Origin of the sequence: Xanthomonas arboricola pv. juglandis (genome assembly GCF_905367715.1) — a bacterium.
In the GTDB taxonomy this organism is placed as follows: Bacteria; Pseudomonadota; Gammaproteobacteria; order Xanthomonadales; family Xanthomonadaceae; genus Xanthomonas; species Xanthomonas arboricola.
The window spans coordinates 4,492,328-4,517,421 of sequence record NZ_HG999362.1; the positions used below are offsets into that span (position 1 = coordinate 4,492,328).

Below are 25,094 nucleotides of genomic sequence, written 5' to 3' on the forward strand. Positions count from 1 at the left end.
CCATGCTCGTCGCTGCCAGCCGCGCGCCCTCACTCACTCCGCGTAATCCACGATGTACGGCGCGTGGTCGGAGAAGCGCTGCTCGCGGTAGATGGAGCAGGCCTTCACCTTGTCGCGCAGGCCGGGGGTGACCAGTTGGTAGTCGATGCGCCAACCGACGTTGTTGGTGCGCGCTGCGCCGCGGTTGCTCCACCAGGTGTAGTCCTGGCCCTGGGGATGCAGCACGCGGTAGGTGTCGACCCAGCCGCGGCCGCTGGCGGAGTTGGCGTCTTCCAGCGCATCGGCGCACAGGCCGTTGAGCCAGTCGCGCTCGGGCGGCAGGCAGCCGGAATTCTTCTGGTTGGACTTCCAGTTCTTGATGTCCAGCGCCGAGCGCACGATGTTCCAGTCGCCGCACAGCACGTACTGCCGGCCGCTGGCCAGCCACTGCTCCAGGATCGGCCGCAGCCATTCCATCACCTGGAACTTGTAGCCCTGGCGCAACTCGCCCGACGAGCCGGACGGGATATAGAAGGACACCACACTGAGGTTGCCGAAGCGCGCTTCGACATAGCGGCCTTCTTCGTCGAACTCGGGCCAGCCCAGCGCAGTGCGCACTTCATCGGGCTCGTGCCTGCTGTAGATGGCCACGCCGCTGTAGCCCTTCTTGGTGCTGGCGTCGCGGAACCACGCCTTGTAGCCGGTGGGCAGGAACTTGGGACCAGCCAGCTGATGCTCCTGGGCCTTGGTCTCCTGCACGCACAGCACGTCGGCGTCCTGGTCGGCGAACCACTCGAAGAAACCCTTGGTGACGGCCGAGCGCAGGCCGTTGGCGTTGAAACTGATGATGCGCATAGGCCGGGAATGGGGAGTCGGGAATAGGGAATCGTAAAGCCTACCCCAGCGCAGCTGCGAAGGCTGCCGAGGCGCGATGCGTTTACCATTCCCGATTCTCCATTCCCCCATTCCCGTCAATGACCGACCACCGCACCCGTTTCCTGCAGCTGGCCCTGGGCGCCGATGCCCTGCGCTTTGGCGAGTTCACGCTCAAGTCCGGGCGGCTCAGCCCGTATTTCTTCAATGCCGGGCGCTTCGATTCGGGCGCCAAGACTGCGCAGCTGGCGCAGTGCTATGCCGATGCGATCGATGCGGCCGGGGTGGAGTTCGACCTGTTGTTCGGGCCGGCCTACAAGGGCATCCCGCTGGCGACCGCGCTGGCCTGCGCCTATGCCGGGCGCGGGCGCGACCTGCCGCTGGCGTTCAACCGCAAGGAAGCCAAGGACCATGGCGAGGGCGGCAGCCTGATCGGTGCGCCGCTTGAGGGCCGCAAGGTGCTGATCGTCGACGACGTGATCACTGCCGGCACCGCTATCCGCGAGGCGCTGGGCATCATCCGTGGCGCCGGCGGCATTCCGTCCGGGATCGTGGTGGCGCTGGACCGGCAGGAGATCGCCTCCGAGCAGGATCGCCGCTCGGCCGCGCAGGCGGTGGCGGCCGAGGCCGGCATCCCGGTGATCGCGGTGGCCAACTTGGGCGACCTGCTTGCTTTTGCGGCAGGAAACGCCGACCTTGTCGGCTTCCGGGAACCGCTGCTGGCCTATCGTGGCCGCTACGGTACCGACACCACAGGCTGACGGCAGGCGACAGGGGGCTGCGATGATGCCGAGACACACCCGTTTGGCGTTACTCGCCGCCGTTGCGGCAGCCGTGGCCGCCGCGCCTGCCATCGCGCAGGACAAGCCGGCCGCGAAGAAGCTGTATTGCTGGAACCAGAACGGCGCCCGGGTGTGCAGCGATACGCTGCCGCCGGAGGCGGTCAATCAGGCGCGCGACGAATTCAACGCCAAGAGCGGCCTGCGCAGCGCCGAGGTGCAGCGCGCCATGAACAGCGACGAGCGCGCCGCAGCAGCCGCCAGCGAGCAGCAACGCCAGGCCGACCTGGCCGCCGAGCAGATGCGCCAGCGCACCGACCAAGCGATGTTGATGTCCTACCAGAGCGAGGACGACCTGCGCCGGGTGTTCAACGAGCGCATCGCCATCGTCGACAACAACATCCACACCGCGCGTTTCAACGTGACCAGCCTGCGCGAAGGGCTGGCCAGCATGCTGCGCAGCGCCGGCGACCGCGAACTGGCCGGCCAGGCGGTGGCCGACAAGCTGGCAGCCGACATCCAGCAACGCCATCGCGAGCTGATGGCGCAACTGCGTCTGCAGACCAGCTTCGAGCAGCAACGGGTGGCGCTGGACGGCGAGATCGCCGACATCCTGCAGCGCTACCGGGCGATGAAGGAGCCGCCGGCCGGCGCCGCGCCAACCGGCTGACCGGCGCAGCCGTCATTCCCGCCCGTGCAGCGCACTGCGGCGGGCGGCATTTCCCGATCCGACGCCCTGCCCGCATAATGGCCGGTCTTACTCCCTGCCCACGAGGCTCTCCCGCATGGCCCGGATCATCGCCATTGCCAACCAGAAAGGCGGCGTCGGCAAGACCACGACCGCGGTCAATCTGGCGGCCGGCCTGGCGCGCGCGCCCAAGCGTGTGCTGCTGGTGGATCTGGACTCGCAGGGCAACGCGACCATGGGCAGCGGCATCGACAAGCGCGATGTGGCCGCCTCGACCTGCGACCTGTTGCTGGGCGAAAACACCGCGGCCGAAATCCGCGTCACCGCGCCGGAAGGCTTCGACCTGCTGCCGGGCAACATCGACCTGACCGCGGCCGAGATCCAGCTGATGGATCAGGGCGAGCGCGAGCAGCGGCTCAAGCGCGCCCTGGCGCCGATCCGCGACGAGTACGACTTCATCCTGATCGACTGCCCGCCGGCGTTGTCGCTGCTGACGCTCAATGCCTTGACCGCGGCCGATTCGATCATCGTGCCGATGCAGTGCGAGTACTACGCACTGGAAGGACTGACCGCGCTGCTGGAAACCATCGAGGCGTTGCGCGCCAACCTCAATCCGGCGCTGGAGATCGAAGGCGTGCTGCGCACGATGTTCGACATCCGCAACAACCTGGCCAATGCGGTGTCGGCCGAGCTGACCGAGCATTTCGGCGACAAGGTGTTCCGCACCATCGTGCCGCGCAACGTGCGCCTGGCCGAGGCGCCCAGCCATGGCCAGAGCATCGTCGGTTACGACCGCACCTCGCGCGGTGGCGTGGCCTACCTGGGGCTGGCCGGCGAAATCGTGCGCCGCCAGAACGACCGCAACAAGGCCTACCGGCCCGTGGAGACCGTCTGATGAACAAGCCGATCCCCGCAAAGAAGCGCGGCCTGGGCCGTGGCCTGGAAGCGCTGCTGGGGCCGAAGGGCGCGGCCGCCGCCGCGGCGCCGAGCGTGGCCAGCGAGGAGGCCTTGCAGCCGGGCGACAGTCTGCGCCGGTTGCCGGTCACCCAGTTGCAGCCGGGCAAGTACCAGCCGCGCAAGGAGATGGACGAGGTCAAGCTGGCCGAGCTGGCGGAGTCGATCAAGGCGCAGGGGGTGATCCAGCCGATCGTGGCGCGCGAGCTGGCACCGGGGCAGTTCGAGATCGTGGCCGGCGAGCGTCGCTGGCGCGCCTCGCAGCTGGCCGGGCTGAGCGAAGTGCCGGTGGTGGTGCGCGAGCTGGACGACCGCACCGTCATCGCGATGGCGCTGATCGAGAACATCCAGCGCGAAGACCTCAACCCGCTGGAAGAAGCGCAGGCGCTGCAGCGCTTGATCGACGAATTTTCGCTGACCCACGCCGAGGCCGCTGGTGCGGTGGGCCGCTCGCGTGCATCGGTGTCCAACCTGCTGCGGCTGCTGGAATTGCCGGTGGCGATCCGCGTGCTGCTGGAAACCCGCCGCCTGGAGATGGGCCATGCGCGTGCGCTGCTCACCCTGGCGCCGGAGCTGGCCAGCAAACTGGCGCAGGAAGCGGCCGACCAGGGCTGGTCGGTGCGCGAGGTCGAACACCGTGCGCAGCAGTTCGCCGCCGGCAAGGTGCCCGGCGCATTGCGCAAGGGCAAGCCGGCCGCCGCTGCACCGCAGGCCGATATCGCCTCGCTGGAAACCGAACTGTCCGAATCGCTGGGCACCAAGGTGGTGTTCAACCACGGCCGCGGCGGCAAGGGCAAGCTGGTGATCCACTACACCGACCTGGACACGCTGGACGGCGTGCTCGAACGCCTGCGCCTGCAGCGCAGCTGAGCCTGTGCACCCGCACCAGGAACATCCCCGGCAATGAATCCCGCCAAGGTCGATCGCAAGCACCTGCTGCATCTGACCGACCTGCCGAACGTGGGGCCGGCCTGCGAAAAGGATCTGCAGCGGATCGGCATCCGGGTTGCCGCGCAACTGCGCGGTCGCGATGCCTACGACATGTATGCGCAGCTGTGTCTGCGCACCGGCGTGCTGCACGATCCCTGCGTGATCGACGTGTTCCTGTCGATCACGCGCTTCATGCAAGGCGAGGCGCCACGGCCGTGGTGGGCGTTCAGCGCCGAACGCAAGGCAACCCTGGCCAGCGAAGCACCGCTCAGTCTGGGGTGAGTGCGCGCATGCGATCAGGTGCGGCCATCAACCGGAGCAACCCATGAGCATTGAAGACGACCAGATCAGCCCCGGCGGCAGCACGCTGATGCTGCACGCGCAGGAAAAGGCATTCGAGCCGGCACACGGCGGCGACTGCATCGAGCAGATCAGCGCACATATCGAGCAGCACCTGGGGCCGATCTCGGGAGTCCTGCACGAAATCATCTCCGACGCCGTGCATCTGGACGTGCATGTGGTGCCCGCCACCGCGGAGGTCCCGTACCTGCGGCTGGTGACCTCGGGCATGAGCGACCGGCCGATGACCCTGCCCGAAGGTGTGGAAGCACCGCAGTACATGGAGCTGATGCTGAGCCTGCCCGCCGATTGGCCGATGGACCAGCGCGACTTCGAAGACCCGCGCCACTACTGGCCGATCCGCCTGCTCAAGACCCTGGCCCGGCTGCCGCACAAGTTCGACACCTGGCTGGGCTTCGGCCACACCATTCCCAATGGCCATCCGGCCGAACCCTACGCACCCGGCGTGCGTTTCGACGGCGCCATCGTGCTGCCACCGGTGAGCACGCCCGAGGGATTTGCGCGCCTGGCCATCGATGCCGACAAGACCATCGTGTTCATGACGGTGGTGCCGCTGTATCCGGAGGAGATGGCGCTGAAACTGAAGGACGGCAGCGATGCGCTGCTGGATCGCTTCGATGCCAAGGGGATTGGGGACATCATTGCGCTCGATCGCGTCAACGTCGCCAAAAAGCGCTTCGGGCTGTTCTGAGCGCCGCCTGCCTGCCTGCCCGCTTCCGATATCTCCAGGACCACTGCAATGACCATTCTCGTCACCGGCGCCGCCGGTTTCATCGGGGCCTACACCTGCCGCGCGCTGGCTGCGCGCGGTGAATCGGTGGTGGGCCTGGACAACTACAACAGCTACTACGACCCGCAGCTCAAGCGCGACCGGGTGGCGGCGCTGTGCCCGGGCATCGACATCCGCACGCTGGACCTCACCGACCGCGACGGCCTGGCCGCGTTGTTCGACCAGATCCGGCCCACGCGCGTGGTGCATCTGGCCGCGCAGGCGGGTGTGCGTTACTCGCTGGAAAACCCGTCCGCCTACGTCGACAGCAACCTGGTCGGCTTCGTCAACATGCTCGAACTGTGCCGGCATCGGGGCGTGCAGCACCTGGTGTATGCCTCGAGCAGTTCGGTGTACGGCGATTCGGCCACCCCGCCGTTTTCCGAAGACCAGCGCGTGGACCAGCCGCGCTCGCTGTATGCGGCGACCAAGGCCGCCAACGAGCTGATGGGCTATACCTATGCGCAGCTGTACGGCCTGCGCGCGACCGGGCTGCGGTTCTTCACCGTGTACGGGCCGTGGGGCCGGCCGGACATGGCGCCGCTGATCTTCAGCCGCGCGGTGCTGGCGGGGCGGCCGATCGAGGTGTTCAACCACGGCAGGATGCAGCGCGACTTCACCTTCGTCGACGACATCGTGGCCGGCGTGCTGGGCGCGCTGGACACGCCCAGCGGCGAGCCGATGCCGCACCGAGTGTTCAACCTGGGCAACCACACACCGGTGGAGCTGGAATACTTCATCGACGTGATTGCCCAGGCTGCCGGGCGCCCGGCCGAGAAGGTCTACCGGCCGATGCAGCCGGGCGACATGATCCGCACCATGGCCGATACGCAGCGCGCGCACGCCGCCTTCGGCTTCGAGCCGGCCACCCCGGTCGAGCACGGCCTGCCGCAGGTGGTGGACTGGTGCCGCAGTTATTTCGGCGAGCGCGCCTAGGGCGCGCTTGCGCGGCGGCACAGCGACTAGGCGATCGCATATCGACGCGAGGTCGCGCCCGCAGCGACGGGCGTATCGGCAGGGGCGGCGCGCTGGAGCGTTGAGCTTTCCGCGCCCTACCAGCACCATCCTGGCACGGATCACGACCTCCTGCCGGCTGCGCGGGTCAGGTTATTTAACGCGCTCGCACATGCTACAGGCTGCTTGACGCTCGCTCCAGCGCACACAACGCGGGTTCGCTTCATCCCTGACTCAGACAGTCAGGGCACAATGCGCGATCTTTTTCGCTCAGCCTTCATCTGGCCACCACGAATCCATGAGCCAACCCCAGCTTTCCGTCGTCGTCCCGGTGTTCAACGAGCGCGATAACGTCGCCGCCCTGGTCGGCGAGATCGTCGCCGCCTTGCGCGGGCTGGTGGCGTTCGAGATCGTCTATGTCGACGACCACTCGCGCGACGACACCCTGGCGGTGCTGCAAGGCCTGAAGACCACCACGCCGGAACTGCGCGTGCTGCATCACGTGACCCAGAGCGGCCAGAGCACGGCGGTGCGCAACGGCGTCAAGGCCGCGCGTGCGAGCTGGATCGCCACGCTCGACGGCGACGGCCAGAACGATCCGGCCGACATTCCCAAACTGCTGACCGCGCGCGCCAGCGCCGAGCCGCAGGTGAAGCTGTTCGCCGGCTGGCGGGTCAACCGCCAGGATTCGGGGTCCAAGCGCTGGGCCAGCAAGTGGGCCAACGCGATCCGTTCGCGCATGCTGCACGACAACACCCCCGATACCGGTTGCGGCATCAAGCTGTTTGAGCGCGAGGCGTTCCTGGACCTGCCCTACTTCGATCATATGCACCGCTATCTGCCGGCATTGATGCAGCGTGCCGGCTGGCGCACGGTGAGCGTACCCGTGCATCACCGCCATCGCACCGCCGGCGTGTCCAAGTACAACAACCTCAATCGCGCGCTGGTCGGCATACGCGACCTGCGCGGCGTGGCCTGGTTGATCACCCGCAGCAAGCGCACCGTGGTGCAGGAGCGCTGATGGAACTGCATTGGCTGGATCAACCGCTGACCTGGCTGTACTGGACCGGGCTGCATGTCACCGGCTGGAAGCTGATCGGCTACGTGGGCGCACTGATGTTCGGCGGCCGCTGGCTGGTGCAATTCGTCGCTTCCAAGCGCGCCGGAAAGCCGGTGATCCCGCGCATGTTCTGGTACATGAGCGTGGTCGGCAGCCTGATGACGCTGAGCTATTTCGTGTTCTCGGCCAAGCAGGATTCGGTGGGGGTGCTGCAGAACCTGTTCCCGGCGTTTACCGCGTTCTACAGCCTGTATCTGGATGTGAAGCATCGCGGCTGGAAGCGGGATCGGGTGGTGCATTGAGCGGGGAATCGGGAATCGGGAATCGGGAATGGGGAATGGGGAGTGGGGATTCGTCAGTGCGGCACGGCTGATCCAGGTCTCCAGCCTTTGAAGTTATGCTGGCTTCGTCACTGAGCCGATGGGCACGCTGCATTGGCTCTGCTTTCGGTTGATAACGTCAGGGGCTCGCTAGCTGGGGTCAACGCGTTTTTTTTCGTACGTCGCGATGCGATGGTTACCGACCTGGGATGAGGCGCGTGGCCGATGCCGCGGCTGTTTGCTCATCGGCATGCTGTGCCTATGTCCAGCGCGCTCCTCCATCGTCCGTTGTCAGGGTCGGCACCGATTGCGGCGCATTGGTACCTGCAGCTGTACACGCATCAGCAGGTGCCGTTGTTTTCCGACTGGCGTTGCGCGCGAGCGGCCGCGGCCAGCCTTGCGGCGGCCGGTCATTGGCAGGGTGCGCAGTTGCTGTGCTGGGTGCTGCTGCCGGACAGTTGGTGCGCGCTGTTGCAGGCACCGGGCAAGGCTGCGCTGCTGCAACTGGCTGCGGTCGCACGACAGGCGGCTGCCGAGGCGGTCAATCGCGCGCGCGGCCGTGGCGGGACGGTGTGGCAGCCGCAGATGCAGGCATCGGCGCTTGCGCCGACTGAGGACCACCGACAGTTCGCGCGCGCGCTGGTGGCGTTGCCAGTACGCGCAGGGCTGGCCGCGCAGATCGGTGGGTATCCGTACTGGGATGCGGTCTGGCTGCTGCACGACCACGCTGCACACGGCGCCGCGATTGCAGTGCCGGATGATCGCGCACGTATGCCGGGTCCGGGAGGCAGGTGACCGTGATCGCGTGCATTCGTCTGGCTTGAGCCGGAAAGACTGATGCGCGTCTTCGCCTGTCAGCCTTGTGGGATATCTGTGCGAGCGACGCCGGTACGATCAACGTTTGACGTCCAGCGGCGTCTGCTCGATCAACGTCTGGCGTCGAGCGGCGTCTGTTCGGGCGACGCCTGACGTCGACCGCCTACGCCTGTCGGAGCGGGCTGCGCGCTGCGGTGATGGCCTGCATCTGCCAGCGCCGACCACTATGTGGTCGGCAGCTGTGGCGACGCGACCTGCCCTGCCGGTACGCCGGCAGGGCGTCGCCCGTGACGCACCGGCCGGTCAAAATTCCAGTGGATGGTCCGGCAGCAGGGCCTGCAACTGGCTGCGGAACAACCCGCGAATCCGCTGCAGTGCGTCTTCGGTATCGGCCTCGAAGCGCAGCACCAGGATCGGCGTGGTATTGGAGGCACGCACCAGGCCCCAGCCGTCGGCGAAGTCCGCACGCAGCCCGTCGATCGTCGACAGCCGCGCCGATTCGAACGGCGATTCCTCACCAGCCTGGGCACGCTCGACAATGCGCGCGACCAGCGCGTGCGCATCGCCATCCACCGGCACCTTGATTTCCGGGGTGGACACGCTTTCGGGCAGGGCGTCCAACACCTCCGACGGGGTTTCCTCGCGCTGGGCCAGGATTTCCAGCAGGCGTGCGGCCGCATAGATGCCGTCGTCGAAACCGTACCAGCGCTCCTTGAAGAAGAAGTGCCCGCTCATCTCGCCAGCCAGTTCGGCGTCGGTCTCGCGCATCTTGGCCTTGATCAGCGAGTGCCCGGTCTTCCACATCAACGGGCTGCCGCCGTTGCGCAGCACGTGATCGGACAACTTGCCGGTGCACTTGACGTCGTAGATCACCAGCGCGCCGGGATTGCGCTGCAGCACATCGGCGGCGAACAGCATCAGCAGACGGTCCGGGAACACCATGGCACCCTGCTTGGTGACCACGCCCAGACGATCGGCATCGCCATCGAAGGCCACGCCGATATCGGCATCGAAGCGCTGCACCATCTTGACCAGGTCGTCGAGGTTATGCGGCTCGCTCGGGTCGGGATGATGATTGGGGAAGGTGCCGTCGATCTCGCAATACAGCGGGATGACCTCGGCGCCGATCGCTTCCAGCAGGCGCGGTGCGATATCGCCGGCCACGCCGTTGCCGGCATCCACCACGACCTTGATCGGGCGGTCCAGCTGCACGTCGTCGGCGATGCGCTGGATGTAGGCGTCGCTGATGTCGCGCTGTTCCAGCTCGCCAGGCGTTGCCGCGGTATGCAGGCGGCCTTCGTTGATGCGCTGGTGCAGTTCGGCGATCGCCGCCCCGGACAGGGTCTCGCCACCGATCACGATCTTGAAGCCGTTGTAGTCGGGCGGATTGTGGCTGCCGGTGACTGCCACGCAGCTGCCGGCGCGTAGTTCGTAGGCGCCGAAGTATACCACCGGGGTGGGCGCCAGGCCGATGTCGATCACCTGGCAGCCGGCGCGACGCAGGCCGTCGATCAGGCCATTGGCGAGCTCCGGGCCCGACAGCCGTCCATCGCGGCCGACCACCACCTCGCGCAGACCCTGCGCCTGCATCACGCTGCCGATGGCCTGGCCGATCAATGCGGCGACGCCGGGGTTGAGGTCCTTGCCGACCACGCCACGGATGTCGTAGGCGCGGAACATCTCGGTGGCGACCTGCACGGCCGGCACCAGCGCCGGCGGCGCGGGCGGCGCATCTGCCTCCAGCGCGCGCGCTTGGCTGGCGAGGCTGGCGTCGTGCTGCAGGCTCTGGCTGAAGGTGGGTTCGTCGGCGGTCGGCTCACCGGTCACGCGGCGACGCGGCAAGGCGACGCGGCCACGGCTGGCCAGCACCAACAGCACGGCGATGACGAGCAGCAGCACGGCCACGATCGCACAGCCCACGGCGCCCAGACCCAGCGGGCCGTCATCGCGTTGCGGTACCGCGGCGGCCACGCGCAGGCCGCTGTTACCCAATGGCCTGGCCAGGGTTTCGGCGGCATCGCCCAGCACCGCATCGCCTTGCTGGGCGACGTTGTAGCTGCCCTGGCGCAAGGCCAGGTACGCGCTGCCGGGCACTGCGATCGCATCCAGCGGGCCGGTCAGACGCAACAACGGCAGCCGCGCGTACACCACCGCCGGCTGCGCGCCCAGGCGCACCGCTGCCGCCACGCCGAGACGGACCTGCTTGGCATCGCGCACCACGTGCACCTGCGCACGCTCGGCCACCAGTGCCGACTCGAGCAGGCTCAGCCGCGCATAGCCGAAATCCTTGGGATTGTCGTAGGCGGCAGCGAGGTCGCCGGACAGGACCTGCACATCCTCGGCGCCCTTGAAGCGCTCGCGGATGCTCGAAGCGGCGGCCAGCGCGTCGCCATTGGCCAACGCGGCGATGACCTGTGGCTGCTTGAGCACGGCGTCGAGCTGGCTGGCCTGCTGGGCCATTGCTCGGCTGATGTCCTGCACGGCGCGGTCGCGCGCCTGTTCCAGTTCCTGTGCAACCGCATCCTGGCGCCATTGCGTATAGCTGCTCCAGCCGAACCAGGCAGCCAGCAGCACCAACACCCCCCCCAACACCGGACCACTCGTACGCACGCTGGACATCGACTGCCTGCGCTCGTTCGCCTTGCTCATGTGACGTCCCCCGTCAGCGCACGCCGGTGTGGCCGAATCCACCCGCTCCCCGCGCGCTGTCGACGAAAGTATCCACCACTTGCAAGCCCACGCGCACGATCGGCAGGATCACCAGCTGGGCGATGCGGTCGCCCGGCTCGATGGTGAAGGCCTCACGGCCACGATTCCAGGTGCTGATCAGCAGCGGCCCCTGGTAATCGGCATCGATGAGCCCGGTGCCGTTGCCGAGCACGATGCCGTGGCGATGGCCCAGGCCCGAGCGCGGCAGGATCACCGCGCACAGCTGCGGGTCGGCCAGATGGATGGCGATGCCGCTGGGAATCAGCGCCGCATCGCCGGGTTCCAGCGTCATCGGCGCTTCCAGCGCGGCGCGCAGGTCCATGCCTGCGCTGGCGTCGGTGGCGTAGGCCGGCAGCGGCCACAGATCGCCAAAGCGCGGGTCGAGCAGCTTCACCTGCAAGGACTGGGTCGGGGTACTCATGCCTGCAATCTCTCCGCGATCAGGGCCAACAGCTGGTCGGCCAGTTCGGTCTTGCTGCTGCTGGGGAAGGCGCGCTCGCCGCCCTGCCAGTAGGCGGTGGCGGCGTTGTTGTCGCTTTCGAAGCCGCCGCCCTCGATCCCCACCTGGTTGGCGATGATCAGGTCCAGCCGCTTGGCGGCCAGCTTGCCACGCGCGTAATGCTCCACGTCGTGCGTTTCGGCGGCAAAGCCGACCACCAGCTTCAGCGCGCCGGTCTGCGCGGCGACCTCGGCCAGGATGTCCGGGGTGCGCACCAGTTCCAGGGTCAGCGTCTCGCCGGTCTTCTTGATCTTCTGCGCGACCACCCGCTTGGGGGTGTAGTCGGCCACTGCGGCGGCGCCGATGTAGATGTCGGCCGGGAACGCGCCCAGCACCGCATCGCGCATCTGCGCAGCCGAGCGCACGTCGATCCGCCGCACCCCGGCCGGGGTGGTCTGGTGCACCGGGCCGCTGACCAGCACCACCTCGGCGCCCTGGCTGGCGGCGGCAGCGGCCAGGGCATAGCCCATCTTGCCGCTGCTACGGTTGCCCACGTAGCGCACCGGGTCCAGGTCCTCGAAGGTGGGGCCGGCGCTGATCACGATGCGCAGGCCGTCCAGTTGCGCGCTGCTGGGCACGAACGCCGGGGCGGCAGCAGCCTTGGAGGCGAGCGGCGCGGCGCTGCCGGCACCGCCGGCCAAGGCGGCGATGATCGTCGCCGGCTCGGCCAGCCGGCCGGGGCCGGACTCGCCTTCGGCCAGCGGGCCGTCCTCGGGACCGACCACGCGCACGCCGCGCGCGGACAGGGTCGCCACGTTCGCCTGCGTGGCCGGGTGCAGCCACATGCGGTGGTTCATTGCCGGGGCCACGGTCAGCGGCGCGGTGGTGGCCAGGCACAGTGTGCTGACCAGATCGTCGGCCAGGCCGTGCGCCAGCCGCGCCAGCAGGTCGGCGGTGGCCGGGGCGACGATCACCTGATCGGCCCAGCGCGCCAGTTCGATATGTCCCATTGCCTGCTCGGCGGCGCTGTCCCACAGCGTGGTGCGGGTGGGCTGCCCGGACAGGGCCTGGAAGCTGAGCGGGGTGACGAATTGTTGCGCGCCGCTGGTCATGGCGACCTGCACCTGCGCACCGGCGTCGCGCAGGCGACGGACCAGTTCGAGCGATTTGTAAGCGGCAATGCCTCCGCCGACGCACAGCAGCAAGCGCTGTCCGTCCAGGGGGCGGGCCTGAGTGGAGCCGATCACGTCGGAGTCGTCCTACGGTTACAAGGACAACTAGATTAGCCGATGCCCCCGTCCGGCCTGATAGGCGTGAGCGATGAGCACCGGCAATCTCGCCATATGCACATTCACGACTGGCCCACCCACGAACGCCCGCGCGAGAAACTTCTGGCGCGCGGGGCGCCTGCCCTGTCCGATGCCGAGCTGCTGGCGATCTTTGTCGGCTCCGGCCTGCGCGGCCAGGACGCCGTCCAGACCGGGCGCGACCTGCTGCTGCGCCACGGCCCGCTGCGCGTGCTGCTGGATCGCACGGCGCCCGCCCTGGCGCGCCTGCCCGGCCTGGGTCCGGCCTCGGCCTGCAAGCTCAGTGCGGCGTTGGAACTGGCGCACCGCCACCTGCTGAGCGCACTGGAACGCGGCGACGCGCTCAGCGACCCGCCCAGCGTCGGCCGCTACTTTTCGCAGCGGCTGCGTGCGCGCTCCTACGAGGTGTTCGCGGTGCTATACCTGGACACCCGCCATCACGCCATCGCCTTCGAGGAAGTGTTCACCGGCACCATCGACGGGGCCGACATCCACCCGCGCGAAGTGGTGCGGCGGGCGCTACTGCACAACGCCGCGGCGGTGATCGTCGGGCACAACCACCCTTCAGGCAATCCGGAGCCGTCCGAGGCCGACCGCGCGGTCACCCGGCGCCTGCTGGATGCGTTTGAGCTGGTGGATATCCGCCTGCTGGACCACTTCGTGATCGGCGACGGGCGTCCGGTCTCGCTGGCCGAGCGCGGCTGGCTGGGATGAGCGCGTGGCGGTGACCTGAACCGTCGGCCCGACCCCGGGGCGCGCGGTCGGGTAAAATCGGTGGTTTCGTTCCAAGCAGATCCCACGTGAAAGCCCAACTCCGCGCACTGATCGGCCAAGGCATTGAAGCCTTGCGCGCCAACGGCACCCTGCCTGCCGACACCCTGCCGCCGGATTTTGTGGTCGAGCGGCCCAAGACGCGCGAGCACGGCGACTTCGCCACCAATGCCGCGATGCTGCTGGCCAAGCCGGCGCGCAGCAACCCGCGCGCGCTGGCCCAGGCGCTGGTCGCCGCATTGCCGGCCAGCGACGACGTGGCCAAGGTGGAGATCGCCGGCCCGGGCTTCATCAATTTCCATCTCGCCCCCACCGCCTACCAGCGCGAAGTGGCGCATGTGCTCAAGCAGGGCCACGACTACGGCCGCGGGCTGGCCGGCAACGGCCGCTCGGTGGGCGTGGAATACGTGTCGGCCAACCCGACCGGCCCGCTGCACGTCGGCCACGGCCGCGCCGCGGCGATCGGCGACAGCCTGGCACGCGTGCTCGATGCCAACGGCTGGAACGTCAAGCGCGAGTTCTACTACAACGATGCCGGCGTGCAGATCGAGAACCTGGCCTTGTCGGTGCAGGCGCGCGCGCAGGGGCTCACCCCCGACAGCGACGGCTGGCCGGAGAACGGCTACCGCGGCGACTACATCGCCGATGTGGCCACCGCCTACCTGGCCGGCGACACCGTCGACCTGGAAGGCCACCTGGTCACCGGCGGCAAGGACCCTGCCGACTTCGACGCGATCCGCCGCTTCGCCGTGGCCTACCTGCGTAACGAGCAGAACCACGACCTGGCCGCGTTCCGCGTCGATTTCGATATCTATTTCCTGGAAAGCTCGCTGTACAAGGACGGCAAGGTCGAAGAGGCGGTGCAGAAGCTGATCGCCTCCGGCCATACCTACGAGGAAGGCGGCGCGTTGTGGTTGAAGTCCACCGACTTCGGCGACGACAAGGACCGGGTGATGCGCAAGTCCGACGGCACCTACACCTACTTCGTGCCGGACGTGGCCTATCACCTGACCAAGTGGCAGCGCGGCTACGAGCGCGCGATCACCGAGCTGGGGGCCGATCACCACGGCTCGCTGACGCGCGTGCGCGCCGGCCTGCAGGCGCTGGAACTGGGCATCCCGCAAGGCTGGCCGGAGTACGTGCTGCACCAGATGGTCACGGTGATGCGCGGCGGCGAGGAAGTGAAACTGTCCAAGCGTGCCGGCAGCTACGTCACCCTGCGCGATCTGATCGAGGAAACCAGCGCCGATGCGGTGCGCTGGTTCCTGATCGCGCGCAAGCCCGATTCGCAGCTCACCTTCGACATCGACCTGGCGCGTCAGCAGAGCAACGACAACCCGGTGTTCTATGTGCAGTACGCGCATGCGCGCGTCTGCAGCGTGCTGCGGCAGGCGCAGGAGAAGGGCTACAAGTACGAGCAGGCGCATGGACTGGCCGAGCTGGCGCGCCTGGACGACGAGCATTCGCTCAACGTCATGGTCGAGCTGTCGCGCTATGCGGAGGTGGTGGAAATCGCCGGGCAGACGCTGGAGCCGTACCAGATCGCGCAATACCTGCGTGAATTGGCGCACGCCTTCCACACGTGGTATCACAACACCAAACTGCTGGTGGACGATGCCGCAGAGCGCGACGCCAAGCTCACCCTCGCCGTCGCCACGCAACAGGTGCTCGCCAACGGCCTGGAACTGCTTGGCGTCAGCGCCCCAGAAAAGATGTAAGCCGGGCCGCATGGCCCGCAACGACGTGATTCGGAGAAGTGGTAGATGGCAGCACGACGCGGTAAGAGTCAGGCGCGACGCAACACCAGCAATGGCACCCCCGGTTGGGTGTGGTTGGTGGCGGGCGCTGCGATTGCGGCAGTGATCTTTCTGGCCGCGCCCAACCTGTTCAAGAAGGACGGCGACGGCTTCCTGCGCGTAGGCCCGCGCGCCAATCCCGACGCGCAGCCCGAGCCGGTGGCCGATGCCGACGTGGATACGCCGGCCGAGCTGCCCAAGCCCAGCGCGCAACCGCCCAAGCCGCAGGCCAAGCCGGGCGATGCGCAGACCCAGTACGACTTCTATACCTTGCTGCCCGGCAAGGAAGTGCAGATGTCCGATGCCGAACTGGCGGCCAGCGCGCGCGCCGAGGAAGCCGCACGTGCGCGCGCGGCGCTGGAAGGAAAGCCGGTCGCGCCTGCACCGGGTGCGAGTGTGGCGGCAGCCACGCCGGCCGCCAGCGTGCCGGTCCCGGTGACCGAAACGGCCGCCAGCGCGCCGAAGCCATTGGCCGAGACCGCCCCGGCACGCCCGGCCGCCACGCCGGCCCCGGCCAGCACTGCGGCACTGAGCACGCCGGCTGCAACCGCTGCGCCGAAGCCGGCAGCGACGGCAGCAGCTGCCACCCCGGCCGCTGCCTCTGCAGTGACCGACAACACCCGCTACATCCTGCAGGCCGGCTCGTTCGGCGCCTCCGGCGATGCCGAATCGACCAAGGCCAAGCTGGCGATGATGGGCCTGGCCGCACGCGTGGAGTCGGCCGACATCAGCGGCAAGACCGTCTACCGCGTGCGCATGGGGCCGTACGGCAGCGCCAGCGAACTGGCCGAAGCCAAGCAGAAGCTGACCGGTAGCGGCTTGCCCGCCATCGCGATCAAGGCACAGTAGCCGCAGTGCTGCAGCGCGCCGCCGGCCTGTGGTTGTGGTGGGGACTGATCGGCGCGGCGCACGCCACCGAGCAGATTCCCGACCGCATCCGGATCGACGGGCAGGACGCGGTGCTGCTGGCCGAGCCATTGGCGCCGGTGCTGGACGACCAGGCCACCTGGCAACGGTTCGTGGCGTATGCGCGGCCGGCGCTGGGCAGTTGCAGTGCAAACTGGCGCGGCTACCAGGCCGATTGGCGCGTGGAGCAGGCGCAGGTGCTGCTGGATCGCATCGTCATCGGTGCCTGCGACACCGCGCCGCCGGCGTTACCGCTCGAGGTGTTGTTCCCCGGACGAACCGCCCCGGTCGCCGCGGACTGGATCGATGGCGAGCTGGTGGTCGCCCTGCCAATCGCCACGAGCACCGGCGACAGCGCACCCGGCACCGCGGAAGCACCGTATCTGCTCCTGCAGGTGCAACACGGCCGCGTAGTGACGCGCGAGCCGCTCAGTGAGGCCGAGCTGCGCGCGCGCCGTGCCCAGGCCCACGCACCCGGCGCTGCCACCACCCCCTGATCCCTTTGCCTGACCCCCTCGCTCGCAGGAGTTATTCCCCATGTCCAAGACTGTTCTGATCACCGGTGCCACCTCCGGATTCGGCAGCGCCGCCGTGCGCCGTTTTGCCGCCGCCGGCTGGAAGATCATCGCCACCGGCCGCCGCGCCGAGCGCCTGGATGCGTTGGCGGCCGAGCTGCCCGCCGGCCAGGTGCACACCGCTGCTTTCGACATGCGCGATGCGCAGGCCCTGTCGGCAGCGATCGACGCATTGCCGGCCGAGTTTGCCGACATCGATGTGCTGGTCAACAACGCCGGGCTGGCGCTGGGCACCGCGCCTGCACAACAGGCCGACCTGACCCAGTGGCAGCAAATGATCGACACCAATGTGACCGCGCTGGTCACCCTCACCCACCGCCTGCTGCCGGCGCTGATCGCACGCCGTGGCGCCATCATCAACATCGCCTCGGTCGCGGCAACCTACCCCTACACCGGCGGCAACGTGTACGGCGGCACCAAGGCGTTCGTGCAGCAGTTCTCGCTGGGCCTGCGCGCGGACCTGCACGGCACCGGCGTGCGCGTGACCTCGATCGAACCGGGCATGGCCGAAACCGAATTCACCCTGGTGCGCACCGGCGGCAACCAGGCCGCCTCGGACACGCTGTACCGCGGGGCCACCCCGATGACCGCCGAGGACATCGCCGAGCAGATCTTCTATGTCGCCAGCCTGCCGGCGCATCTGAACATCAATCGGCTGGAAATCATGCCGGTCACGCAGTCGTTCGCCGGTTTCCAGGTGGCGCGCGACGCGCAGTGACGATGGCCTGCAACGCCAGTGCCTCGGTCGCGCCGCGATCCGATGGTAGGGCGGTCGGCGCGCGAGCAGATCGCGCCGCATCCAAGCTGAGTGCGGCGCTGCAACCGGCGTACCGCCAGGGCTGACGAAAACGCCGCGCATTGCGCGGCGTTTTACTCTGCCTGGTCAGCCGCGATCGGCGGCAGCCAACGGCCGCGCGCCTGGCCGCAGCATCCTGTCGCGCAGTTGCAGGAACGGGCGCTCCACCGCGTAGTGCAACAGCGCGCCACCCAGCACTGCAACCAGCCCATACACCGCAAATGCCAGCACGCCCCGCCCCTCCAGCGCCGGGCCGAACCAGCCCTGGGTGAGATGGAAGACGGCCTTGTGGGTCAGATACAGGCTGTAGGAGATGGCCGCCAGCCATGCCGCGCCCGGCACACGCAAACCGCCAAGTACACCGCTGCTGGCGGTGCCGGCGAGCACCAGCAAGGCCAGCCCCAGCGACAGCACCGGCCAGCCCACCGCATTGCCGATCAGACCGGTGCGCTCGCGGAACAGCCACAGTGCCAGCGCCAGAATCGCCACGCCGGCACACAGAATGGCGTTGCCGTGCTGCTGCAGCCGTTGCCACATCATGGGGCGAAACACCTTCAGTACTGCCAGCACGACACCGGCCAGCAGACCGTCCAGACGATTCCAGGTCGGGTAGTAGATGTCTTCGATAAACCAGTTGCGCTGCAGACCGACGCCAGCGCTGTCCAGGGCAGTGTTGTGCCACCAGATGCCGGCACGCAGCGCGATGCCGGCAACCACGACCAGCACGCAGAGCACCCCAAAGCGTGCGGCCGAGGGCCGACGCAGCAGCAGCGTCGCCAGCAACGGAAACACCAGATAGAAATGTTCTTCCACGCACAACGACCAGGCGTGCGAGAACGCGGCATCACGGCCGTAGTCGACGAACAGGTTCAGGGTGAAGGTGACGAACATCCACCACGGCGCCAGCCCGGGCGACTCGCGAAAGTCCGGCCACGCCATGTAGATCACCAGCACCAGCAAGAACGCCGGCAGGATGCGAAACGCGCGGCGCAGATAGAACTCCTTGAAGTCCAGGCGTTGCCCGCGCGCCAGCGGCCTCAGCACCTGCGTGCCGATCAGAAAGCCGCTTAGGACGAAGAACAGGTCCACGCCCATCCAGCCGTAGCGCGACAACCACGCCCAGTCCGGCCCCAGACCGCCGACCACGAAGGAATGGAACAGCATCACCCAGACAATGGCGATGCCACGCAGCAGATCGAGAGCGGGATAGCGCATGCGGGCGATGCAAAGCCGAGGGAGCCCGATTGTGCCGCATCCCGCCGATGCGACGATGCCGGCGCCGGCGCTGGCCGCAGTCGCCAGCTCGGATCAGCAACGCAGACGTTGTTTCCACATCACTCAGTCGTGCAGGCATGGCCCGGTCGACCACCTATCGGCGACAGCAACACCCCAGCGCCCCACCCGTGCAACAGCCGAAAGTCTTCGGTGAGGCCAGCCGCATTGCTGCAGCCAATCCAATATTGACGCTGTAGCTCCCCCACAGCGTCAACCATCACGCATCGGCCTGTGTCACGCGACGGCCTGCTGCTCGATCCGCACGGCCGGCGCCACCGACACCGCCGGTTGCAGCAATCCCCAGGCTTCCAACTGCTCCACCGCACGGCCGATTCCGTCCTCCTCGCGGATGCGCTGGCCCAGCGCGCGTGCCGCTGCGCGCATGCTCGGCGCGCTGGCCTGGCCGATGGCATCGGCCAGGGTCTCAGGCTGCAGTCCGACCCGTGCAAGCGCCGGCGGGGCGACGCCGCGTTGCGCCAGGCAGTGCGCCCAGAACGGCTGGTCGTAGCCGAACGGCAGCACCACCGACGGAATCCCCGCAGCCAGCGCCGCACCGGTGGTACCGGCACCGCCGTGATGCACCGCCACCGCCACCCGCGGAAACAGCCAATCGTGCGGTGCCTGTTCCAGCTGGAAGAAGCGCTCGGCATCGTCGGATGCGTCTTCCGCGGCCGCCAGCCCGCCCCAGCCGCTGGCCAGCAGCGCACGTTGACCGGTCAGACGCACCGCTGCCTTGACGATGGCGGTGAGCTGGGCCGCATCGCTGCTGATCATGCTGCCGAAGCCGATATACAGCGGCGGCGGGCCGGCCTGCAGAAACGCCTGCAGCGCGGCCGGCGGCTGCCACTGCGGCTGCGGCAACTGCCAGAACCCGCTGACCTGGGCCCGGTCCGGCCAGTCCGGCGGACGTGGGCACAGATGCTCGCTGTAGCCATACACCACGCGCTGCGCACTGCGATCTGGGCCACTCCACGGATACGCCGGCAGCCCCAAGGCCGGGCGCACGATGCCGTTGAGCGCCGGGCGCATCAGCTGCCAGCCGGCAAAGCGCACCGCGTGATGCAGCGCCACGCTCACCAGCCCAGGCAGGCGCACGGTGGGCATGACCATCAACGGCACATGCCGCGAGGCGGTCAGCGGCTGCAATTGCGTGAATACCACCGGCAGGCCATAGGCCTGGCCCAGGCTATGCGCCAGCAGGCTGGCGCTGCCGACGCCGAGAATCAGGCCGGCATCGGCACAGGCCGCGCGGCCCTGCTCAGCCCAGTCGCGCGCCCACTCCAGCAGCTGCGCACGCAAGGTGCCCCAGATGCCGCGCCAGCCACCGCGCATCTCGGCGACATCCGGATGGCCCTGCAGCAGTTTCTGGTGGTCGCCACTGAGCGGGAAGAAGTCCAGCCCATTGGCGCGGATCAGCGCTTCGAAGTTGGCGCTGGTCAGCACCCGCACCGGGTAACCGCGCTCCTGCAAGCCACGGCCCAGCGCAATGATCGGGCGCACATCGCCATGCGTGCCCAGGGTGGCGATCAGCACCGGGCGCTGGCGTCCCGCGTTGAAGGAAGACTCAGGCATATTCGGCCACCCCGTCGCTGGCGGTGGCGATGCTGCCATCACGTTGTGCGGCTTTCGTGGTGGCCGCGTGCAGCAGTGCGCTGAGCGTGGCCGAATGCGTGGACGACAGCATCGAGTGGTGGTCGCTGTCCAGCACATGCAGCTGCAGGTTGCGCACATACGGGCGCCAGGCCTGCGGCCGGTAATCCACCCACACCGTATCGTCGCCGCCGGAGGTCATGCGCACGCTCGCTTCGACGAACACCACGTCCTGGTCCAGCGGCTTGGGACGATGACGCCGCGCCAGATGCAGGTGGTGCTGGGTCATGCCGCCCATGTCGTCCAGCAACGTGGGGCGTTGTTCGAGCAGCTGGCGCACTGCAGGCAGGTCGTTCAAGCCGTAGTGATCGCACAGCAGGCTGGCCAGTTCGGCCACCGTGGTCGGCATCGGCTGGCCGGGTGCAAGATGCAGGCCCAGCGCATGCACCGATGCACGCACGTTTTCCGATTCCGGCAGCGACGCGGCCTGCTCCAGGTGCGGGTAGCTGTCGAGCATTGCCAGCAATTCGACTTCTTCGCCCAGCGCATGCAGTTCGGCAGTGATGGCATGCGCAATCAAGCCGCCCAGCGACCAGCCGATCAATCGGTACGGCCCCTGCGGCTGTACCGCGCGCAGCCGCGCAAGATAGTCACGCGCGATCGCCTCGATGCTTTCCGGGCGATGCTGCGGGTCGCTCAAGCCCGGCGACTGCAAGGCATACACCGGCCACCGCGGATCCAACTGACCGAGCAAGGTGAGATACGACCAGCCCAGGCCGACCACCGGGTGGATGCAGAACAGCGGCGGCGTACCCGGGGTGCCTACCCGCAACGGCAACAGCACGCCGAGCGGGTCGTTCGGGATCTGCGCGTTGCGCTTGACCACCTCGGCCAGGCCGGCGATCGTCGGCGCATGGAACAGGGTGCCCAATGGCAGTTCGACACCAAACGTCTGCGGGAAGCGTGCGGCCATTTCTGCCGCGCGCAGCGAGTCACCGCCGAGCTCGAAGAAGTTGTCTTCCACACCCACCACTTCGATGCCCAGCACGTCCTGCAGCATCGCGGCCAGCTGGTGTTCGAGCGCGTCGCGCGGCGCCACATGCGCGCGCTGCGGCAGCGCACCCGGCGACGGCAAGGCGCGGCGATCCAGCTTGCCATTGGGTGTCAGCGGCAGTGCCTGCAACGGCACCCACAAGGTGGGAATCATCGACGCCGGCAGGCGCTGCTGCAGATGTGCGCGCAATAGTTCGGGCGATGGCGTTGCGCCATGCTTGCCCACCACATACGCCAGCAACTGCAGCGCGTCGTGGTCGCCATCGCGATGACCGACCACCACCGACTGCGCCACCTGCGAGTGCAGCAGCAAGGCGTTTTCGATTTCGGCCGGCTCCACACGATGGCCGCGGATCTTCAGTTGCGCATCTGCGCGGCCGATGAATTCCAGCATGCCGTCGCGGCGCTGACGCACGCGGTCGCCGGTGCGGTACATGTTGCTGCCGTCGTCGGCGAACGGGTCGCGCACAAAGCGCTCGCTGGTCAGCTGGCGCTTGCCGCGATAACCCTTGGCCACGCCCGCGCCGCCGATGTACAACTCGCCGATCGCGCCGGTCGGCAGCGGTTGCCGCTGCGCATCGAGCACATAGACGCGGGTATTGAGCAGCGGCCTGCCGATCGGCGGAGCGGCAGCGTCGGTGAGCTGCAACGGCATGATGGTCGACCAGATCGTGGTTTCGGTCGGCCCGTACAACTGGGTCAGGCGCCCGACCCGGCTCAGCAACTGGGTCGCCAGTTCCGGCACCAGGGCTTCGCCGCCGACCAGGGCGTGGATGCGGTCCAGCGCCAGATCCTGATTGGCAAGCAGGATGCGCCACAGCGACGGAGTGGCCTGCACCATGCTGATCTGCTCCTGCGCGATCAGCCGCGACAGGCTGCGTGGATCGTGGGTGATGCCAGCCGGTGCGATGACCACGCGCGCGCCCACCAACAACGGCAGGTACAGCTCCAGCCCGGCGATATCGAAGGTGATGGTGGTGACCGCCAGCACGCGGTCGCGCGGACGCAACGCAAGCTCATGCTCCATCGCATGCAGGAAATTGAACAGGTTGCGATGGCTGATTTCCACGCCCTTGGGCGCACCGGTCGAGCCGGAGGTGTACAGCACATAGGCCGTACCGTCCGGCGTGGCCAGCGGCGCGATTGCCGCCGGCAGTACCGCCGGGCGCGGATCCAGCCAGACCATGCCGCCGAGCAGATAGCGCTCGCACAACGCCGGCTCGCAGACCAGCGCGATGGCACCGGAATCGTTGAGCATCTGCCGGTTGCGTGCAGCCGGGCTTTCCGGGTCCAGCGGCAGGTACGCCGCCCCGCTCCACATCACCGCCAGCAAGGCCACCAGCAATTGCTCGCTGCGCGGCAACGCGATGGCGACCACGTCGCCGGGGCGGACACCATCGGCCACCCATTGCGCGGCGATGCGCGAGGCCAGTTCGCACAGCGTGGCGTAGTCCAGGGTGCGGTTGTCGTATTGCGCCACCACTGCGGCCGGCATCAGCTCGGCACGCTGCAGCATGCCGTGCAGCAGCGTGGCCGGTTCCGGCAGCGCTGCGGCGGTGGCGTTCCAGGTCTGCAACAGGCGGCGGCGTTCCACATCGCCCAGCACATCGATCTGGCCCAGCGCGCATTCCGGATCGGCCAGCACCGCATCGGCCAGATGGGTCAGGCGGCGGCAGTGCTCGGCCAGCTCGTCGCTGTCGTAGAGCGCCGGATTGGCATCCAGATCGAAGCGCAACGCGGCACCGTCGCCGCGCTCGTAGCAGAAGATGGTCAGATCATCGGCCGGGCCGTTGGAGAGGTTATGCGGCATCGCATAGGCCTGGCCAAACCGCAGTGCGTAATCGAAGGCTTCGATGTTCACTGCCAGGCGTGCGAACTTCTGATCGATCCCGAACATGCCCAGATCGCGGCGCACGTCCTCGAAGCGGTATTGCTGATGACGCAGCGCATGCCTGACCACTGAGGACACCTGCGCGAACAGCGCATGCACCGGCTGCTGCGGATCCATTTTCAGGCGCAGCGAAATCACATTGGCCACCAGGCCTGCGGTCTGCCGGTAACGCGCATTGATGCGGCCCGTTACCGGCATGGCCAGCACCAGATCCTCGGCACCGGTGCAGCGGTAGTAATACGCGGCGATCAGCGAAATCAGCATCTGCGGCAGGCTGGCGCCATAGTCCTTGCCGAGCGCGCGCAGCCGCACCACCTGCTGTGGCGAGAATTGTCCGGTGCCACGCAACAACCCGGTCGACAGGTGATTGCCCGGACGCGCCAGGGTCGCCGGCGGCGGCAGATCGGCCAACTGCTGCATCCAGTAGCTGCGGTCGCGCTGAAAACGATCGGAGTCGCGATACTGCTGTTCCAGCTCGATCAGCGACAGCGCGCTGCCGTACTGCGCAGGCTCCGGCTCGATGTTTTCTGCGTAGGCGTTATACAGCACCGCCATGCGCTGCATCATGATCGAGGCGCAATAGCCATCCATCACCAGATGGCTGACGCATTGCACCCACATATGGTGGTCTTCGCCAAGGCGGAACACTGCGCAATGCCATAACGGCCCGTTCTGCAGATCTTCCGGCTTGCGGATTTCTTCGTCGACCCAATGCTCGGCGGCGTTGCGCGGGGAAGGATCTTCGCTGACGTTGAAATACGGAATCGCGGCGGTGTATTCGGGCAGGACCACCTGATGCGGCACGCCGTCGTGCTCGGCGATGCATAGCCGCAGCGTGTCGAATTCGCGCGTCAGCTGCATGCTGGCGCGGATCAGCAGCTGCGGATCCAGCGGGCCGAACATTTCCAGGGCTTCGGACAACATCAAGGTGTTGTCGGTATGCAACTTGCTGGCGACCCACAGGCCGCGTTGTGCTTTGGTCAGGGGAAACACGGGAGAGGCGTCGGTGTGCATTGCGTGCATCCTTCTTGTGTGGCGCGCAGTCGCCCGGTGCGCCATGTCCGCAATGCGGGCAGTGGGACGCCGGATCAGCACCTGGCCTTGAAACGTGGGGTAAGAGACACCGACGACCGCCAGCGCATGCCGGCGATATACGATGGAAACGCACAATGGGAACGCATCACGAAGCGGCGTGCAGCGTCGATACAACGACGTGCACTGACTTTCCTAAAACACTTGTTTCCCGACAAGTTAAACAAACACTAACAATTAGCCGCCGCGATAAACCGTGCAAAAATCACGAAATCCGCGTCGCCCGCAAAAATTTTTTGCCGAAGTGTGATTTCAACTAGTGTTCTGGATGCATACGTCTACAGATCGCGTTTTTCGCGCGCTGCACGCTACGGAACAGACTGCCATGCATCGCGCAGCAATCCGGCGAAGGCGTTTTTGCCGGGAATTTTGAGTGTTTCATGGCGTATCCGGGACAGCATGCACCAAGACC

The 25,094-nt window shown here is 67.6% G+C and carries 22 protein-coding genes; 15 read left to right on the forward strand and 7 right to left on the reverse strand.

Going from position 1 to position 25,094, the window contains the following annotated elements:
• Window positions 1–33: 33 nt before the first annotated feature.
• Window positions 34–834, reverse strand: coding sequence for an exodeoxyribonuclease III (locus tag KHN93_RS19410; protein WP_167706247.1), 801 nt, complete (start codon window positions 832–834; stop codon window positions 34–36).
• A 119-nt stretch (window positions 835–953) separates the two neighbouring features.
• On the opposite strand from KHN93_RS19410, the gene pyrE reads away from it, so the two are divergent.
• The 10 genes from pyrE to KHN93_RS19460 all read left to right on the forward strand — a co-directional run bounded on the left by pyrE (window position 954) and on the right by KHN93_RS19460 (window position 8,461).
• A complete protein-coding gene (pyrE, locus tag KHN93_RS19415; protein WP_024940459.1) occupies window positions 954–1,613 on the forward strand; it encodes an orotate phosphoribosyltransferase in 660 nt (219 codons plus the stop codon).
• A 22-nt stretch (window positions 1,614–1,635) separates the two neighbouring features.
• Entirely contained in the window at window positions 1,636–2,301 is a 666-nt protein-coding gene (locus KHN93_RS19420; RefSeq protein WP_100224744.1) for a hypothetical protein, read from the forward strand.
• Between the two features lie 115 nt (window positions 2,302–2,416).
• Window positions 2,417–3,214, forward strand: a complete 798-nt coding sequence (locus KHN93_RS19425; RefSeq protein ID WP_016901957.1) for a ParA family protein — start codon at window positions 2,417–2,419, stop codon at window positions 3,212–3,214.
• Window positions 3,214–4,143 (forward strand): ParB/RepB/Spo0J family partition protein, encoded by a 930-nt coding sequence (locus KHN93_RS19430; protein WP_024940457.1) that lies wholly within the window; start codon window positions 3,214–3,216, stop codon window positions 4,141–4,143. The genes KHN93_RS19425 and KHN93_RS19430 overlap by 1 nt, the downstream gene beginning before the upstream one ends.
• A 33-nt stretch (window positions 4,144–4,176) precedes the next feature.
• Window positions 4,177–4,485: a helix-hairpin-helix domain-containing protein gene (locus tag KHN93_RS19435; RefSeq protein WP_016901959.1), complete on the forward strand. Its 309-nt coding sequence runs from the start codon at window positions 4,177–4,179 to the stop codon at window positions 4,483–4,485.
• Between the two features lie 43 nt (window positions 4,486–4,528).
• Window positions 4,529–5,254, forward strand: a complete 726-nt coding sequence (locus tag KHN93_RS19440) for a suppressor of fused domain protein (protein ID WP_211921135.1) — start codon at window positions 4,529–4,531, stop codon at window positions 5,252–5,254.
• A 48-nt stretch (window positions 5,255–5,302) separates the two neighbouring features.
• Window positions 5,303–6,268 (forward strand): SDR family NAD(P)-dependent oxidoreductase, encoded by a 966-nt coding sequence (locus tag KHN93_RS19445; protein ID WP_211921137.1) that lies wholly within the window; start codon window positions 5,303–5,305, stop codon window positions 6,266–6,268.
• 316 nt (window positions 6,269–6,584) lie between these two features.
• Window positions 6,585–7,307: a glycosyltransferase family 2 protein gene (locus tag KHN93_RS19450; protein ID WP_024940453.1), complete on the forward strand. Its 723-nt coding sequence runs from the start codon at window positions 6,585–6,587 to the stop codon at window positions 7,305–7,307.
• Complete coding sequence (locus tag KHN93_RS19455) at window positions 7,307–7,648, forward strand: lipid-A-disaccharide synthase N-terminal domain-containing protein (RefSeq protein ID WP_211921139.1); 342 nt, start codon at window positions 7,307–7,309, stop codon at window positions 7,646–7,648. The genes KHN93_RS19450 and KHN93_RS19455 overlap by 1 nt, the downstream gene beginning before the upstream one ends.
• Before the next feature lie 279 nt (window positions 7,649–7,927).
• The gene (locus tag KHN93_RS19460) at window positions 7,928–8,461 is read left to right on the forward strand and encodes a hypothetical protein (RefSeq protein ID WP_244812155.1); all 534 of its coding nucleotides are present in this window, start codon (window positions 7,928–7,930) and stop codon (window positions 8,459–8,461) included.
• Between the two features lie 324 nt (window positions 8,462–8,785).
• Here the strand turns inward: KHN93_RS19460 and KHN93_RS19465 are convergent, their stop codons facing one another.
• From KHN93_RS19465 to coaBC, 3 genes are read right to left on the reverse strand one after another with little or no spacing between them, the layout of a single operon-like run.
• Window positions 8,786–11,131: a phosphomannomutase/phosphoglucomutase gene (locus KHN93_RS19465; protein ID WP_211921143.1), complete on the reverse strand. Its 2,346-nt coding sequence runs from the start codon at window positions 11,129–11,131 to the stop codon at window positions 8,786–8,788.
• Between the two features lie 13 nt (window positions 11,132–11,144).
• On the reverse strand, window positions 11,145–11,612 hold the full coding sequence (gene dut / locus KHN93_RS19470; RefSeq protein WP_016901966.1) for a dUTP diphosphatase: 468 nt from the start codon (window positions 11,610–11,612) through the stop codon (window positions 11,145–11,147).
• A complete protein-coding gene (coaBC, locus tag KHN93_RS19475; RefSeq protein ID WP_211921145.1) occupies window positions 11,609–12,877 on the reverse strand; it encodes a bifunctional phosphopantothenoylcysteine decarboxylase/phosphopantothenate--cysteine ligase CoaBC in 1,269 nt (422 codons plus the stop codon). Before coaBC ends, dut begins: the two co-directional genes overlap by 4 nt.
• 96 nt (window positions 12,878–12,973) lie before the next feature.
• Here coaBC and radC point away from each other — a divergent pair, with 96 nt between their 5' ends.
• The 5 genes from radC to KHN93_RS19500 all read left to right on the forward strand — a co-directional run bounded on the left by radC (window position 12,974) and on the right by KHN93_RS19500 (window position 17,703).
• Window positions 12,974–13,651 (forward strand): RadC family protein, encoded by a 678-nt coding sequence (radC, locus tag KHN93_RS19480; RefSeq protein WP_166773776.1) that lies wholly within the window; start codon window positions 12,974–12,976, stop codon window positions 13,649–13,651.
• 86 nt (window positions 13,652–13,737) lie between these two features.
• A complete protein-coding gene (gene argS / locus KHN93_RS19485; RefSeq protein ID WP_016901969.1) occupies window positions 13,738–15,426 on the forward strand; it encodes an arginine--tRNA ligase in 1,689 nt (562 codons plus the stop codon).
• 45 nt (window positions 15,427–15,471) lie between these two features.
• Entirely contained in the window at window positions 15,472–16,353 is an 882-nt protein-coding gene (locus tag KHN93_RS19490; protein WP_016901970.1) for an SPOR domain-containing protein, read from the forward strand.
• Between the two features lie 5 nt (window positions 16,354–16,358).
• The gene (locus tag KHN93_RS19495) at window positions 16,359–16,907 is read left to right on the forward strand and encodes a hypothetical protein (RefSeq protein WP_166773775.1); all 549 of its coding nucleotides are present in this window, start codon (window positions 16,359–16,361) and stop codon (window positions 16,905–16,907) included.
• A gap of 40 nt (window positions 16,908–16,947) precedes the next feature.
• Window positions 16,948–17,703 (forward strand): SDR family NAD(P)-dependent oxidoreductase, encoded by a 756-nt coding sequence (locus tag KHN93_RS19500; RefSeq protein ID WP_016901972.1) that lies wholly within the window; start codon window positions 16,948–16,950, stop codon window positions 17,701–17,703.
• 165 nt (window positions 17,704–17,868) lie between these two features.
• Here the strand turns inward: KHN93_RS19500 and KHN93_RS19505 are convergent, their stop codons facing one another.
• From KHN93_RS19505 to KHN93_RS19515, 3 genes are all read right to left on the reverse strand, one after another.
• Window positions 17,869–18,996 (reverse strand): acyltransferase family protein, encoded by a 1,128-nt coding sequence (locus KHN93_RS19505; protein WP_104560468.1) that lies wholly within the window; start codon window positions 18,994–18,996, stop codon window positions 17,869–17,871.
• Window positions 18,997–19,290: 294 nt separating this feature from the next.
• On the reverse strand, window positions 19,291–20,628 hold the full coding sequence (locus KHN93_RS19510) for a glycosyltransferase (RefSeq protein WP_047129972.1): 1,338 nt from the start codon (window positions 20,626–20,628) through the stop codon (window positions 19,291–19,293).
• Window positions 20,621–24,604: a non-ribosomal peptide synthetase gene (locus tag KHN93_RS19515; RefSeq protein WP_104560469.1), complete on the reverse strand. Its 3,984-nt coding sequence runs from the start codon at window positions 24,602–24,604 to the stop codon at window positions 20,621–20,623. The genes KHN93_RS19510 and KHN93_RS19515 overlap by 8 nt, the downstream gene beginning before the upstream one ends.
• Window positions 24,605–25,094: the final 490 nt, after the last annotated feature.

Bases quoted from the DNA above. Each gene is read 5' to 3' on its own strand.
- KHN93_RS19490 (WP_016901970.1), top strand. From the start codon at position 15,472: ATGGCAGCACGACGCGGTAAGAGTCAGGCGCGACGCAACACCAGCAAT.
- KHN93_RS19515 (WP_104560469.1), bottom strand. From the start codon at position 24,604: ATGCACACCGACGCCTCTCCCGTGTTTCCCCTGACCAAAGCACAACGC.
- KHN93_RS19505 (WP_104560468.1), bottom strand. From the start codon at position 18,996: ATGCGCTATCCCGCTCTCGATCTGCTGCGTGGCATCGCCATTGTCTGG.
- KHN93_RS19435 (WP_016901959.1), top strand. From the start codon at position 4,177: ATGAATCCCGCCAAGGTCGATCGCAAGCACCTGCTGCATCTGACCGAC.
- KHN93_RS19440 (WP_211921135.1), top strand. From the start codon at position 4,529: ATGAGCATTGAAGACGACCAGATCAGCCCCGGCGGCAGCACGCTGATG.
- KHN93_RS19465 (WP_211921143.1), bottom strand. From the start codon at position 11,131: ATGAGCAAGGCGAACGAGCGCAGGCAGTCGATGTCCAGCGTGCGTACG.
- KHN93_RS19425 (WP_016901957.1), top strand. From the start codon at position 2,417: ATGGCCCGGATCATCGCCATTGCCAACCAGAAAGGCGGCGTCGGCAAG.
- KHN93_RS19420 (WP_100224744.1), top strand. From the start codon at position 1,636: ATGATGCCGAGACACACCCGTTTGGCGTTACTCGCCGCCGTTGCGGCA.
- pyrE (WP_024940459.1), top strand. From the start codon at position 954: ATGACCGACCACCGCACCCGTTTCCTGCAGCTGGCCCTGGGCGCCGAT.
- KHN93_RS19510 (WP_047129972.1), bottom strand. From the start codon at position 20,628: ATGCCTGAGTCTTCCTTCAACGCGGGACGCCAGCGCCCGGTGCTGATC.
- KHN93_RS19445 (WP_211921137.1), top strand. From the start codon at position 5,303: ATGACCATTCTCGTCACCGGCGCCGCCGGTTTCATCGGGGCCTACACC.
- KHN93_RS19430 (WP_024940457.1), top strand. From the start codon at position 3,214: ATGAACAAGCCGATCCCCGCAAAGAAGCGCGGCCTGGGCCGTGGCCTG.
- KHN93_RS19500 (WP_016901972.1), top strand. From the start codon at position 16,948: ATGTCCAAGACTGTTCTGATCACCGGTGCCACCTCCGGATTCGGCAGC.
- KHN93_RS19410 (WP_167706247.1), bottom strand. From the start codon at position 834: ATGCGCATCATCAGTTTCAACGCCAACGGCCTGCGCTCGGCCGTCACC.
- KHN93_RS19450 (WP_024940453.1), top strand. From the start codon at position 6,585: ATGAGCCAACCCCAGCTTTCCGTCGTCGTCCCGGTGTTCAACGAGCGC.
- dut (WP_016901966.1), bottom strand. From the start codon at position 11,612: ATGAGTACCCCGACCCAGTCCTTGCAGGTGAAGCTGCTCGACCCGCGC.
- KHN93_RS19460 (WP_244812155.1), top strand. From the start codon at position 7,928: ATGTCCAGCGCGCTCCTCCATCGTCCGTTGTCAGGGTCGGCACCGATT.
- KHN93_RS19455 (WP_211921139.1), top strand. From the start codon at position 7,307: ATGGAACTGCATTGGCTGGATCAACCGCTGACCTGGCTGTACTGGACC.
- radC (WP_166773776.1), top strand. From the start codon at position 12,974: ATGCACATTCACGACTGGCCCACCCACGAACGCCCGCGCGAGAAACTT.